The sequence below is a fragment of the Chryseobacterium sp. 14P4.3.2 genome (assembly GCF_057799275.1).
The window spans coordinates 26,335-40,943 of sequence record NZ_JBYOKO010000017.1; the positions used below are offsets into that span (position 1 = coordinate 26,335).

Sequence of the window (14,609 nt, forward strand, 5' to 3'; positions counted from 1 at the left end):
TTTGTAGACTATAAAAACAGCATATTATGTCGATCAAACTAGGAGATACAGCACCCAACTTTCAGGCAGAGTCATCTTTAGGTGACATCAATTTTTATAATTATTTGGGAGATTCATGGGGAATTCTTTTCTCACATCCTGCAGATTATACGCCGGTTTGCACTACAGAGCTGGGGTACACAGCAAAATTACAATCTGAATTTGATGCAAGGGGAACAAAAGTAACTGCTTTAAGTGTAGATGGAGTAGAGGATCATCAAAATTGGGTGAAAGACATCAATGAGACACAGAATACCAATGTTCTGTTTCCGATTATTGCTGATAAGGATAAGAAAGTTTCGGAGTTATATGATTTTATTCATCCCAATGCTTCAGTTACTGCTACGGTACGCTCTTTACTGATCATTGATCCTGCTAAAAAAGTAAGACTGATTATTACCTATCCGGCCTCTACAGGAAGGAACTTTGATGAGATCCTTAGAGTGCTGGATTCTTTACAGTTGGTAGACCGTCATAAAATTGCGACCCCGGTGAATTGGGAAGAAGGGGAAGATGTTATTATACCGCCTTCAATTTCCACGGAGGAAGCCAGAGAAATATTTCCAAAAGGGGTAACGGAAATAAAACCGTATTTACGATATACGCCCCAGCCTGATATATGATTTATTTGATTTTTTATAGTTTAGTTTTAATTTGTACGAAAAGCGCCCCAGAATAAAATTTCCGGGGCGCTTTCATTTTTTATAAGTATTTCAGTGATTACTTAACGTCGTTAATGATCTGCTTACCTTTAGAAGTAGGTAAATAGATACTAAATCCTACATTGAAAGTCAAAGTAGAAGTTAAACCTTCACTACCGAAACCTGCAACACCATTATATTTCACTAAACCTTCAATACCGATGTTCGGAGTAATAAAATAAGAATATCCCGGACCAGCACCAAAATCTAAACCAGTAGTAGAGTTTGAGCCTTCTGTGGATGTTCCTCCAACACCTACATTACCTTCAAGGAACCATCTTCCGTGGTGCAATAGGTTATCTACACCTTTTTCACCTGGAGATACATAATAACGTCCTAAAGCTCCTACTTTATATACAAAGTTGGTAGGTGATCCTTTAGTAACTTTATTAAATCCTAGGTCAACATATCCTCCAACAGCTACATTATCTTGAATAAAGTAAGCAGCTTTCGGCTGTAATGAAATATTATAGCCTCCACCAGTATTTAAACCAAAATTACTGGCTACAATACTGCTCCCTACCATCCAATTACCTTTTTGAATCTGAGCGTTTGCAGTTGCTGTTAAACCTGCTACAGCTAATATCCCTGTTACAATAAGTCTTTTCATAATTTATTATTTTAATAATTAAATGTTTTATTATTCACGAATTATAGAAAAAACAATAAATGTGCCAGACTCTTAATTTTAGATAAAATTTCCAAATTAATGTTAATGTCATGAATAGTATATGATTCAGGTTTGTAGTATGTTAGCTGATACTTTTATAATCATAATGAAAGGATAGTAGAACGTAGGAAAGAAGATTTACTATATTTAAGAAAATTATTATTATTGTAATATTACTTTCTTTTTCCTTTTCGAGTCCCTCTTTTGATTAAATAAATAAAAGAATCAAAGAAATTATAAGCCCTGCAATGGTAAACTTAATTCCTCTTTTGAAAGCTTTTGTTTTGGGATTAAACATCCAGAAACTTGAAATCACAAAAAAGAAAAGCGAAATCCCGAAAAATACACTTAGAGGAGAAATGGCGTCTTTAGACTGAGATTTGTGCAGAGAAACCATTTTGTCAAGTACAAAAGGCAGTTCTTTTTTGGAATATAAAGCCTTTCCGGTTGCTGCATCATAAGTTCCCTGTTTGAAGTAAAGAACAGTTCCTTCAGTTTTTTCTACTTCAAGGCCTTTCATTTTCAGTTCTTTTTTCAATTGTTTTTCAGTAAGATCCTTAGCAATGGTCTTGTCATACTTTTTCTCATTTTTCAGAAAATCAGTGTCTCTGTAAACCAGAAGAATTCCGCTTAATGAATATACTGCCATGATACCTGCAAGGAAATACCCAAGGTAACGGTGAGTGATTCTCATAAAGCTTCTGGTGTCTTTAATCTTGTCCATATCTTATTGTTTGTTTTTGTTTTTAAATTTCAAAAGTGGAAACTGCAAAAATGCAACTTCCACTTTTAATGAGAGAATAAATTATATATTTAATTCTAAAGTCTGTACGTCAGAGTAAAATAATAGTTTCTCGGAGTAATAGGATTCACAGAATAATTCTCATGAACATTATAATTAACCACATCAAACAGGTTACCCACTTTACCCTGGATAGAGAATTTCTTCCAGTCATATCCTACAGAAAGATTTACAGTTGTATAATCTTTTAAAGCAAATGATCTGCTGATACCTTTTCTTGCATCCAAACTTGTTGAGCCGTTTTTTGTGTCATTCCATCCTGCTAATCTGTCACCAATAAAGTAAGCACCTGCACCTACTTTTAGGCCTTTTGCAAAGCTTGTAAATTTATAAAATACAGAAGCATTGGCTGTAGTAGCTGGTGTTCTTACAATTCTTTGCTTTTCAACATATCCAAAGTTATCAGGGGTATCAAGATATACAGAATTATTGTAAGAGAACCCTCCAATGATGGAAAGGTTTTCTGTTGGATTTCCTGTAATATCCAATTCTACTCCGCGACTTCTCATTTTTCCTGCAAATTCCTTAATCAAAGGATCATTATTGGCCGTTTTACCATCGGCAAGAAAAGCTGCGGTCTGGTAATAATTGTTATAATTAATCTGGTAAACAGTTAAATTTACTGCCAGGGCATTATTCCAGAAGTTTTTCTTTACACCTGCTTCATACTGGTCAACAGTAGTAGGTTTAATAATTGTGCTGTAAATATCTTTTCCTGTATTGGCTACGAATGAATTGGTGTAGGTTGCAAACACAGATAAGTTAGTGTTAGGCATATAAACGATCCCAACTTTAGGAGATATTGCCTGATCTGATGTGGAGCTGTCATTAACAAGTCCTTTATCATTAGTTCTGAATTTTGTATTAATGGTTGGCATATTTTCAATATATGACCAACGAAGTCCTGCCAATACTTTAAATTCTTTAGTAAGACTTATAAAGTCCTGAGCATATACTCCTATTCTTCTTGTATTGATACGGTTTTTTTCCGCAGTTTTAGCACTTGGCATACTTCCGCTCGCCCATGTTGATGCATCATCAAGGTAGACAAGTCCATTTGAATTTCCATTTGTACCATACAAATAGTTTGTGCCAAAAAGAGAAACTTTTTTAGGATCTGTTATATTAGGATCATAGTAAGTATAAGAATCAGCAGTACTGTAATCTGCATCTGCGCCAATTAAAACTTTATGATCTATTCTTCCGGTTCTGAATTCTCCATTGATATTAACCTGGGCAGAAGTATAGTTTTGCTCGTTATAAGTTTTGTTTAGTGGTCTTTTCCAGAAAAGACGGTCATTACTGTCATATCCCCACTGTACTCTTTCTGTGGAAAAATAATCTTTAGTATAATTCTGATAAGATGCTACAGCATTCAATGACCATTTTTCATTAAACTGATGATTGAAAGTAGCATTTGTAGAAACCTGTTCAACATTTTGATACTGCCAGTCTGCTCCTAAAAAGGCATTTCTTGGTAAAAGGCTATTCAGTTCATAGGTAAGACCATCTTTTTTTGTTATCGTCCCTAAACCAAAGTCTGGAGTTAAATCGTTTTTAAGATAATCAGCTTCGATGATCAATTGAGATTTTGGGCTGATATTGAATAAAAATGAAGGGTTAAAATAATGTTTCTCGGACTTTACAACATCTCTGAAGCTCTCCGCATATTCATAGGCACCATTTACTCGGAATGCAATATTCTTTGATAGAGGTCCATAGATATCTACAGTTGGTTTGTAAGAATTCCAGCTTCCGCCGTTTAATCCTACGCTTCCACCAAAATTAAATTTAGGTTTCTTGGTAATCATATTAATAATACCCCCTGCAGCAGCATTACCAAAAAGCATAGCATTGGCTCCTTTTAATACTTCAACTCTTTCCAAACCGCTCACTTCCGGGAAAACACCACTGTTTACTCTTGCTCCATTCTTGAAAATATTATCATTTCCTAAACTGAAGCCACGTCCACCAAAGCTGTCCTGAGAATTCCCTCTTGAAGAGGTTACATACATCCCATTCACATTCTGTAGAACATCACTCAGCTGTTTTGCCTGCTGCTGCTCGATAATTTCGTGCGTTATAATGGCTATAGGCTGCGGGTTCTCCATTACGGTCAGATTAGACTTTGTGGATAATGGTCTTGCCTGGTTAGGATTTCCGGTTTTGTGAAGGTTAATATCCTCAATGGTCTGGGTTCTGATCGTATCTGCTTCAGCGTTTTTCATCTGTGAACTCACTGATACAGCTGCAAATAGAAGTCCCAAAGAAAGTAGATGTCTTTTCATTTTTTACTTTTATGTAGAACGATTTTAAATAACGCGCAAATGTAAGTATTTGTTTAGAATAGATAAAAATAATTAAATGACTTTTATCATTTAGTCTGTAAGGCGGGGAATGGATTGTTTCTATACCTGCCATACATAACTAATCCGGGCTTTTTTATGAATATATTTGTTGAAAAATTTAAATATGCAATTGATAAAAGCGGGACTTTGTGCCTTTGGAATGAGCGGAAAAGTTTTTCACGCACCCTTTTTGAAAGAACATCCGGGTTTCTTCATTTCTGCTATCGTAGAAAGAAGTAAAGAAGAATCTAAAGAAAAATATCCTGAAGCAACTATTTATCATTCTGTAGAAGAAATGCTTCAGCAGGCAGATATAGAATTGGTGATTGTTAATACTCCGGTTCAAACACATTATGAATATGCAAAAAAAGCACTGGAAGCAGGGAAAAATATCATTGTTGAAAAGCCCTTTACAGTTAATGTTTCTGAAGCTGAAGAATTAACAGTACTTGCAGAAGAAAAAGGACTCTTTATAAGTGTATATCAAAATAGAAGATTTGACCGTGACTATTTGCAGGTTCAAAAAATGATAAACGGAGGTAAATTAGGGACTATTAAAGAAGCTGAAATCCGTTTTGATAGATTTCGTACCACCCCAAGCGGGAAGCAGCATAAAGAAAACCCAGATCAGATAGGTTCCGGTTCACTTCATGATCTTGGAGCGCATCTCGTAGATCAGGCAGTGCAGTATTTTGGATATCCTGAAAAACTTTTTGCTGACGTTTTTTCTATGAAAGGTCCGGAGTTCGCTAATGATTACTTTGAAATTCTCTTATTCTACAAAAATGATTTAAGAGTAAGACTTAAATCTTCAGTGTTCAGTAAAGAGGCCCACAATGCATATACTTTTCATGGAAATAAAGGAAGCTTTCTACAGGAAAGAACCGATAATCAGGAAAATGAACTTGTAGCCGGAGAAATTCCTGTATATGGAACAGATTGGACACAGCCATTAAATGGTACAGACGGAATTTTAAACTTTTTAAATGAAGAATCCGAAACAGAGAGAGTTCTGACCTCTAGTGAAGCCGGAAATTATATGGATTACTACCAGAAGATTTACGAACACATCGTTTTTGGATATGCTTTACCATCTCCCGGAAAAGAAGTCATTCTGAATATGAAAATTATAGATGCTTCTTTGAAAAGTGCCAAAGAAGAAAAAATAGTAGAATTATAAATGATAAATTGTGAAAGATGAGTTAATTGAATGGTTTGAGACTACAAACAACCTTAATTAACTCATCATTCATTATTTTTTACAGCAGCTCCTGAATTTCCAGCCATCTCATCTCGTGGTCTTCCAGTTTTCCGGATACCATTTCAAGTTCGGAGGAAAGTTTGGCTATTTTTTCATAATCAGCTTCATTATTAAGCTGATCAAGAATCTTAGCGCGTTGCTTTTCCAGTTCAGGCATTTCTTTTTCAATAGTCTCCAGCTCTCTTTGTTCTTTGAATGTTAATTTCCTTTTAGAAGTAGAAGACGAAGGAGTTTCTGCGGCAGATACTTTCTCTTTAGCCGGCTCAGCTTTTACAGCCGTATTTTTTTCCAAAGCATCTTCACGGCTTTTCGCATCGCGGTATTCTGAGAAATTTCCTACAAAATCTCTGATTTTTCCATCACCCTCAAACGCCAGAACATGATCTACAATTCTGTCCATAAAATACCTGTCGTGAGAAACGATAATCAATGATCCCTGGAATTGCTGAAGGAAATTTTCTAGAACCGTTAATGTTGGAAGATCCAGATCATTTGTAGGCTCATCAAAAATTAGGAAGTTAGGATTCTGATAAAGAATATACATCAGGTGAAGTCTCCTTTTTTCCCCTCCTGAAAGTTTTGAGATAGGAGAATACTGACTCTGGTCGTCAAATAAAAATAATCTTAAAAACTGTGATGCGGAAAGACTTTTTCCATTGGCTAAAGGATAAAATTCTGCAATTTCTTTGATAAAATCTATGACACGCTCATCCTCTTTATAAGTAAGCCCTTTCTGTGCAAAATATCCGAAAGAAATAGTTTCTCCCGTTTCAATCTCTCCATGATCGGCTTTTTCAAACCCCTGGATGATATTTAACAGAGTAGATTTTCCGGCTCCGTTCTTTCCGATGATTCCCACCTTCTCACCACGTTGAAACTGGTAGCTGAAATCTTTTAAAAGAACCTTATTGCCAAAACTTTTATCAATATGTTTAAGTTCAAGGATTTTATTCCCCAGACGTTTCATTTCAAAATCCAGTTCCAGTCCATCCTTTCTGGTGTCGGTTTTGGCTACTTTTTCTGTTTCGTAGAAAGAATCAATCCTGCTTTTTGATTTTGTAGTTCTGGCTTTTGGCTGTCTTCTCATCCATTCCAGTTCCTTTCTGTAAAGGTTGTTGGCCTTATCAATGGTAGCATTAAGGTTTTCCTCACGGATCATTTTATTCTCCAGATAAGTAGCATACGAACCGTTGTGAAAGTATAGGTTATTATCTTCTATCTCCCAGATAATGTCACAGACACTGTCCAGAAAATATCGGTCGTGGGTTACCAGCAGCAAAGTGATCTTGGCTTTGTTCAGATAGTTTTCAAGCCATTCTACCATATCCACATCCAGGTGGTTGGTAGGTTCATCCATGATAAGAAGAGTATGTCTGTGTTCAGCTCTGGTCTCTGTTAATAGTTTTGCCAGTGCCACACGCTTGATCTGCCCTCCTGAAAGTGTTCCCATCTTAGCATCCAGATCGGTGATCTTAAGCTGAGAAAGGATTTGTTTCATTTCATTTTCAAGATCCCAGGCTTTATGAACCTCCATTTCTGCTAATGCTTTTTCAATAAAGTCATGATCAGTAGAATGAAGAGACTTATGATAGTTTTTTAACGCCAGAATTGGTTTTGAATCCAGAGTCATCATGAATTCTTCAATGCTTAGTTTAGGATCATAATTGATCTCCTGGTCAAAAAGTACTACCTGGATATCTTTATTGATGATCGCAGTACCACTGTCTGCAATTTCTTTACCCATTAATATTTTCAGAAGGGTAGATTTCCCACTTCCGTTTTTGGCAACAATGGCAATTTTGTCTCCCTCATTGATGTGGAAAGAAATGTTTTCGAACAAAACTTTGATGCCGTAAGATTTGGTAAGATTTTCTGCAGAAACGTAATTCATTGGAAATTAATGGTTTGATTTTAATTTTGAATTGAATGGCAAAAATACGAAAATGAAACCATAAAATTTTCCGGAACCTCTTTTATAACATTCATTATTGATGTTTTTTTAATAAACTGTATCCTTTGTGTGAGAAAGCAATTCTGTAAATTTGATAAGACTCAATATAAAATGAGTGTTTAGAATAAATAATATAAAACCTGATTTGAAGTAATGAAAAAAGTTATTGTCGATATGGATGGTGTAATGGCAGATGTATACCATCAGCTGATACAATTTGAAAAAAGAGATACCGGAAGAGAGATTGAGATCAGCAGCCTGAAAGGAAAGCCAGAAATAGAAGCTTTCCCAAATGGTAAAAAACATGTGAATGAACCTGGTTTCTTCAGAACTTTACCTCTGATAGAAGGCAGCCGTGAAGCGATAGAATATCTGAACAATAAATATGAGCTTTATATTGTCTCTGCAGGGATGGAGTTTCCGAACAGTTTAAGAGAAAAATATGACTGGCTGGAAGAACATTTCCCATTTATCAGCTGGGAACAGATTGTTCTCTGTGGTAGCAAAAGAGTGGTTGCCGGAGATGTAATGATTGATGACTATCCAAAAAACCTGAATCATTTCGAGGGTGACCGATTGATATTTACTCAACCCCATAATGAATTGGTAGAAAATGATACTTATCAAAGAGTAGGCTCATGGGAAGAGGTAATGGCTATCCTTTAAACCTGAAATTTTAAATGTTTTTTAGAATTATTGAATAAATATAGGGAGGCTTTAAAAGAACTTTAACTAAAAAGAGAATAAATTTAATAGCGTCTTATGAGAGCAGGGTATAGAAAATAAATAAGTTTGCACCAAACTTTTAACATGAAAAAACTTAATGCTCTATTGATTCTTTTTAGTGCTTTTTCCCTTAATGCACAGGTTATTTCAGGAACCATTATTTCTAAAAACGAAAATCAGCCTATTTCTTATGTGAAAATAGGAGTGGAAAAGAAAACCATTGGTACGATCTCTGACGAAAAAGGAAAATTTTCCATTGATCTTTCCAGCCTTGAACCACAGCAAAAAATAAAAATAGAAGTTCCCGGGTATGAATTGTATCAGGAAACAGTACAGGATTTTAAAAAGCATGATCAGCAAAAAATCTTTTTAACAGAGAAAACAAAAAATATTAAAGAAATTGCTATTAAGCCTAAGAAACTTGTTGATAAAAACTGGGGAGTCAATACAAAAACAAAAAGCGTTTTATATTCCGTAAATCCAGCTCTAAACAAAAACAATTTTTTAGGAGAAACTGCATTGGAGTTTAATGCAAAAAAACGCTCCAAGATCAAAAATATTAATCTGAATATCGCCAGGTATACCTCCAGTCAACCGGTTCTGATGAGGTACAGTATTTACAGTGAAAAAGACGGGTTTCCGGATAAGAATATTTTAGATGAAGAAATTACCGTTGAACTTACTGAAGATATGATTAAAGACGGAACTTATACCCTGGATGTCAATGATCGTAATATTTGGGTTCAGGGAAAATTTTTTGTTGGTATTCAATTCTTAAAAGATTTTGATGGAAGTATTAAAATAAGTGCCGCGCTCTTCAGAACAGGATTTATAAGGGAATTTTATGGAGACTGGCAAAAGATGAGTATTGCAGCACCTGCTATAAATATTGATGTAAAAATGGATAAAAACGGAGGAAATACCGAAGACGAAAATGCATATTCATATGATAGTGCAGGAGGAATGTTTCCGGATGTCTCCAAATATGCTGAGGCGGCGGCATTGACAGCCTATGGGAAAGATCCTTCTTCCGGAAATTATCTGAAACTGAAAGATACCAACCTTTATTATGAAATTTACGGTGAGGGGGAGCCTTTGGTCCTTCTTCACTGTAATTCAGGAAGTATAAAAGATTATTATCAGCAGATTCCCGTTTTGGCTAAACAATATAAGGTAATAGCCATAGATACAAGAGGACAGGGGAAAAGCGTGGATACCTCCGAAAAAGATTTTACCTATAAACAGTTTGCAGATGACTTGAAAGTACTTGTTGATCAACTAAATCTTAAAAAAATTAATATTGCAGGATGGAGTGACGGAGGAAATACCGGACTTGAGTTTGCCCTGAAGTATCCGGAAAATCTTAATAAACTGGTTACCATTGGAGCTAATGCCTTTCCTAAAGGTGTGGATGAGAAACTGTTTACATATTTCAAACAACAGATGCATATCATACAAATGCTGAATGAACCGGGAAGGTACAATGAAATCAGGCTTTTGAACCTAATGATCACAGAACCGAATATCAGCAAAAAGGATTTAAATAAAATTACCAGCCCTGTATTGATAATTGCAGGAGATAAAGATGTTATCAAGCCTGAGCATACAGAATTTATAGCAAAAGAAATTCCTCATGCAGAATCGAAGATCTACAAAGATGCTAGTCATATGATTCCTTTCGAAAAAGCAGAAGAATTAAATGCCGATATTCTGCAGTTTCTTGGTGAAAAATAGAAATGAAAGGAAGCTGGGAGAAGAAGGTTAGGAATTATTATCAGACCGAGTTTAAAAAAGAAGGAAAAGCCACAGAAACCATTCCTTATCAACGAAACAACTTCCTTCTTTCAGTTTTCTACCTTCTGTCTTATTCTTCTTTCCTGTCACTCTTAACTTTCAACTTTCAATTTTCAATTCTCCACTTTCAATTCTCAATCCAGTGTAAGTCTCTTCAAAGACCACGAATTTCCATTGTAAATATCAAGATCAACCTTCGTATTGATTCCATGAACGATACCATTTTCGGTGAACTGCCAGAAATCCCATTGGTCATCAGGTGAAGGAGCCGGAACATCATTGTAATTGGCTAACCAGAGCGGATAGCCATCAAACTCACCTTTCAGAAAGTCTTTATAATAATGATAATAGGTATAGATGATAGGTTTTTCACCGTAGGTTTCTTCTACTATTTTACACCATATTTTCAGATCTTCCACAAGCTTTTCATTGCTTTTGCGCCTTGGTATTTTTTCAATATCTAAAATAGGAGGGAGGTCACCACTTTCAAGCTTTACTGTGGCTAAGAAATTATTAGCCTGAATAACAGGGTCTTCATCAGCCCTGTAAAAGTGGTAGGCCCCACGGATGAGATCATGTTTTTTAGCAGTCTCCCAAAACTCATCAAAATGTTTGTCGGCACTTCGGTTTCCCATTGTAGCACGCATCACCACGAATTCCAGCGGAATGGTTTTGTTTCCAATACTAAGGCTGTCCCATTTGATATCCTCTTTATTCTGATAATGGGAAACGTCAAAGCCATAAGTCTTATCAAGATTGCTGCTGATAATGGTCTGAATTCTTAATGCTTCTTTTTCACTGTTATGAAGCTTTTTATGCTTAAATTTATTGAAGTACAAAGCATAGTAGTAGCTGACAGACTGTTTTAAGTAAAAACCGGTCCCTATTAAAGCTAATATTAAGATTGCCAATATTACCCATCTGCGGAAAAAATAGTTCTTCCGTCTGGTCTTATGGATCTGTTTGGCAGTTTTTTTGGTGTACTTTTTAGGTGTCATAAAGTTTTGCAAAACTAACTTTTTTCATTACGAAATGCTAAAATAAAATCAGTAAATTTGTGTATTATGGAAACACGCGAAAAAATCATCATTATAGGAGGAGGATTTGCGGGGCTGCAACTTGCAAAAACGTTGAATAACAAGAACAAAAAGGTTATTGTTCTGGATCGGATGAACCATCATATGTTTCAGCCGCTTTTTTATCAGGTAGCTTCCGGAAGGATCGAACCATCCAACATTTCTTTCCCTTTCAGAAAGATTTTTCAGCAATCCAGAAATACACAGTTCCGGATGACGGATGTTAAAGAGATTGACCCCGTTCACAATAAGGTAGTTACCGATGAAGCAGAGTTTACCTATGATAAACTTATCATTGCAACGGGCTGTAAAACTAATTTTTTCGGGAATAAAGAGCTTGAAGGTAAAGCTTTCGGAATGAAAAATACCCAGGAAGCCATCAGTATAAGAAATCATGTTTTAATGACCTTTGAAAAACTGATTATTGAGAAAAGCAGAAGTGACGACGGAAACTGGAATATTGTTATCGTAGGAAGCGGTCCTACCGGAGTAGAACTGGCCGGTGCTTTTGCCGAAATGAAAAAAGACATTCTTCCAAGGGATTATCCGTATATGAATTTCGATCACCTGAAAATTATTCTGGTGAGTTCCACAGAGAAACCATTGGCAGTAATGAGCCCTGAAGCTCAGAATAAATCTGAAAAATACCTTAAAGACCTTGGAGTAACTTTCCTGAGCGGAGAGGTCGTTACAGATTATGACGGAGATAAGGTTCATCTGAAAAGCGGAAAAGAAATACCTTCCAATAATGTTATCTGGGCTGCTGGCGTTACCGGAAATGTGGTTGCCGGTTTTCCTGAAGATAAATTAGTAAGAAACAGATACATTGTAGATCGATACAATAAAATAAAGGGCTACGATAATATCTATGCCATCGGAGATATCGCCTATATGGAAACTCCAAAATATGCACAAGGCCACCCACAGGTAGCCAACGTAGCAATTAATCAGGCAAAAAATTTAGGTAAAAATCTCTTAAAGAAAAACCAAAGTGAATGGAAAGAATATGAGTATGATGACAAAGGCTCGCTGGCTACTATAGGGAAGCACAGAGCTGTTGTGGATCTGCCATTTATAAAATTTCAGGGATTTCTTGCATGGTATTTCTGGATGTTTCTCCATTTAATGCTAATTTTGAGCGTTAGAAATAAGCTTGCCATATTCTTCAACTGGATGTGGAGCTATATCAACAAAGATTCTTCTTTGAGATTAATTATTATACCTACTAAGAAAAACGGAACATTACAATGAGAATTGACATAATAAGCGTACTTCCTGAATTGATGGAAAGTCCGTTTCAAACTTCTATCTTGAAGAGAGCAATGGATAAAGGACTGGCAGAAGTACATTTTCATCAGCTGAGAGATTGGGCAATCAACAAACACAGACAAATAGACGATGAGCCTTATGGAGGCGGTGCAGGAATGGTCATGATGATTGAACCTCTGGATAAGTGTATTTCAGAGCTTAAATCTCAAAGAAACTATGATGAAGTAATTTATCTGACTCCGGACGGGATTACATTGAACCAAAAAATAGCCAATTCTCTTTCTATAAAAGATAATCTAATCTTTATTTGCGGACATTACAAAGGAATAGACCAGAGAGTACGTGACCTTCATGTTACAAAAGAAATTTCTATTGGAGATTATGTTCTTACTGGTGGTGAACTGGCTGCATGTGTTCTTGCTGATTCTATTATAAGACTGCTTCCCGGAGTTTTAAATGATGAACAGAGTGCCCTTACCGACAGCTTTCAGGATGACCTCCTTTCTCCGCCTATTTATACAAGACCTGAAAGCTATAAAGGACTAGATGTTCCTAAAATTCTACTGAGTGGAAATTTGAAAATGATTGAAGAGTGGCGCCATGATGAAGCGGTGAGGATTACCCAGGAGAAACGGCCTGATTTACTTTAAAAAGGTTTCTATACCTATTTGAGCGCTTTTTTTAAGATAATTTAATTAAAAGTGGAATAATATTTGTAACAAGTGTGAATAATAAGAAAAATATTAACATTCTTTTTTTTACTATAAAATTTTATTTTCTTTTTTTTAATTTTTCAATATTTTTTGATTTTTAATTATGTATCAAAAATCCATAATAATTGAAAAATTAGTTTGATATTGTTAGTTTTATTGGTTGTTTTTATTATATTTGGATTATTCATTGATGCAAATTCATTTTTTTTGATATTATTGAAAACTAATAAAACTTGAGAAAAAATAATAAATTTACAGCTGGAAAAGAGTATAATAAATTAAAGTATAGAAATTAATGTTGATGGAGCTATTCTCTTTTTACAACGTCGAAAACTTATTTTTACCAGATCCGAAACCTGTCCATAAATTAGATCCTACCCGGTCAGGTTTAAGAAATTGGGATGAAAAAAGATATAAAAATAAACTTTTTAAAATATCACATGTATTTCAATTGATGAAGGAGGATAACGGTGTTTTGCCGTTTATAATTGGATTGGCAGAAGTTTCCGGAAGGAAAGTGTTGGAAGATCTTGTAGAGATGGAACCTTTTAACTCAGAATATGGAATTGTACATTATAATTCTATGGATGAAAGAAAGGTGGATGTCGCCTTGTTATATGATAAGACTAAAGTAGAGGTAATTGATTCTGAAACCATTACTTTCTTTTTTGAAATAACAAATAAAAATAAAGGATATTACGATACAACAAGGGACGTACTTTTTTCGAAAATTAAATATAAAGGGGAAATTATTAATGTCTTTGTCGCTCATCTTCCCTCTAAGCGCGAAAAAGATATCAATAAACCTAAAAGAGCCTTCATATTGAATGAGGTACGGGAACGGATCATGAAAATTGTGGATATTGATAAAGAACATATCATATTGTGTGGTGATTTTAACGAAAATCCAGATGATGAAAATTTAGTTCAAATTCTCTCTGATAACGATCACAAGAAGGTTTTGATGAATCCTTTTCAAGAATTGTTTTCTACAAGAAATTATTCTACTTTTCATTATAAGTCTGGATTGCTGTATGATCAGATTATGATGTCAAGATCTCTTCTTGATAATAAAACACTGGCTTTTCAGGATGCCCATATATTCAATTCTGAAAAAATCAGCAGCAAAATCAGGAACTTTGAAGGGCGGCCTTTCCGAACTTATGCAGGAACACGGTATTTAGGAGGCTATAGCGATCATTTTCCGGTTTTTGTAAAATTTAAAAGTTTACAGTAAAAAAACATAAATAATAAAAAAA

General features: G+C 35.2%; 12 protein-coding genes. 7 read left to right on the plus strand and 5 right to left on the minus strand.

Annotated elements, in window-relative coordinates:
• Nucleotides 1-26 precede the first annotated feature (26 nt).
• Nucleotides 27-662, plus strand: a complete 636-nt coding sequence (locus tag AC27VX_RS19875; RefSeq protein WP_488697500.1) for a peroxiredoxin — start codon at nt 27-29, stop codon at nt 660-662.
• A 97-nt stretch (nt 663-759) separates the two neighbouring features.
• Here the strand turns inward: AC27VX_RS19875 and AC27VX_RS19880 are convergent, their stop codons facing one another.
• The 3 genes from AC27VX_RS19880 to AC27VX_RS19890 form a co-directional block, all read right to left on the minus strand.
• Nucleotides 760-1,350, minus strand: coding sequence for a porin family protein (locus AC27VX_RS19880; protein WP_236856010.1), 591 nt, complete (start codon nt 1,348-1,350; stop codon nt 760-762).
• A gap of 268 nt (nt 1,351-1,618) precedes the next feature.
• Nucleotides 1,619-2,134 carry a hypothetical protein gene (locus AC27VX_RS19885; protein ID WP_236856009.1) on the minus strand — a complete coding sequence of 172 codons (516 nt, stop codon included), beginning with the start codon at nt 2,132-2,134 and terminating at the stop codon, nt 1,619-1,621.
• 95 nt (nt 2,135-2,229) lie between these two features.
• Nucleotides 2,230-4,500, minus strand: a complete 2,271-nt coding sequence (locus AC27VX_RS19890) for a TonB-dependent siderophore receptor (protein ID WP_488697502.1) — start codon at nt 4,498-4,500, stop codon at nt 2,230-2,232.
• A 184-nt stretch (nt 4,501-4,684) separates the two neighbouring features.
• On the opposite strand from AC27VX_RS19890, the gene AC27VX_RS19895 reads away from it, so the two are divergent.
• A complete protein-coding gene (locus AC27VX_RS19895) occupies nt 4,685-5,740 on the plus strand; it encodes a Gfo/Idh/MocA family oxidoreductase (RefSeq protein WP_488697504.1) in 1,056 nt (351 codons plus the stop codon).
• Nucleotides 5,741-5,819: 79 nt separating this feature from the next.
• Here AC27VX_RS19895 and AC27VX_RS19900 read toward each other — a convergent pair whose 3' ends face one another.
• Nucleotides 5,820-7,712, minus strand: coding sequence for an ABC-F family ATP-binding cassette domain-containing protein (locus AC27VX_RS19900; RefSeq protein ID WP_300684892.1), 1,893 nt, complete (start codon nt 7,710-7,712; stop codon nt 5,820-5,822).
• Between the two features lie 213 nt (nt 7,713-7,925).
• Here AC27VX_RS19900 and AC27VX_RS19905 point away from each other — a divergent pair, with 213 nt between their 5' ends.
• Nucleotides 7,926-8,438, plus strand: a complete 513-nt coding sequence (locus AC27VX_RS19905) for a 5' nucleotidase, NT5C type (protein ID WP_236856005.1) — start codon at nt 7,926-7,928, stop codon at nt 8,436-8,438.
• Nucleotides 8,439-8,582: 144 nt separating this feature from the next.
• Entirely contained in the window at nt 8,583-10,232 is a 1,650-nt protein-coding gene (locus AC27VX_RS19910) for an alpha/beta fold hydrolase (RefSeq protein WP_488697507.1), read from the plus strand.
• A 194-nt stretch (nt 10,233-10,426) separates the two neighbouring features.
• Here AC27VX_RS19910 and AC27VX_RS19915 read toward each other — a convergent pair whose 3' ends face one another.
• A complete protein-coding gene (locus AC27VX_RS19915) occupies nt 10,427-11,290 on the minus strand; it encodes a glycoside hydrolase family 25 protein (protein WP_488697509.1) in 864 nt (287 codons plus the stop codon).
• A 66-nt stretch (nt 11,291-11,356) separates the two neighbouring features.
• Here AC27VX_RS19915 and AC27VX_RS19920 point away from each other — a divergent pair, with 66 nt between their 5' ends.
• The 3 genes from AC27VX_RS19920 to AC27VX_RS19930 all read left to right on the plus strand — a co-directional run bounded on the left by AC27VX_RS19920 (nt 11,357) and on the right by AC27VX_RS19930 (nt 14,587).
• Entirely contained in the window at nt 11,357-12,619 is a 1,263-nt protein-coding gene (locus AC27VX_RS19920) for an NAD(P)/FAD-dependent oxidoreductase (RefSeq protein ID WP_236856002.1), read from the plus strand.
• The gene (gene trmD, locus AC27VX_RS19925) at nt 12,616-13,287 is read left to right on the plus strand and encodes a tRNA (guanosine(37)-N1)-methyltransferase TrmD (RefSeq protein ID WP_236856001.1); all 672 of its coding nucleotides are present in this window, start codon (nt 12,616-12,618) and stop codon (nt 13,285-13,287) included. The genes AC27VX_RS19920 and trmD overlap by 4 nt, the downstream gene beginning before the upstream one ends.
• A 364-nt stretch (nt 13,288-13,651) precedes the next feature.
• A complete protein-coding gene (locus AC27VX_RS19930) occupies nt 13,652-14,587 on the plus strand; it encodes an endonuclease/exonuclease/phosphatase family protein (RefSeq protein ID WP_300684905.1) in 936 nt (311 codons plus the stop codon).
• Nucleotides 14,588-14,609: the final 22 nt, after the last annotated feature.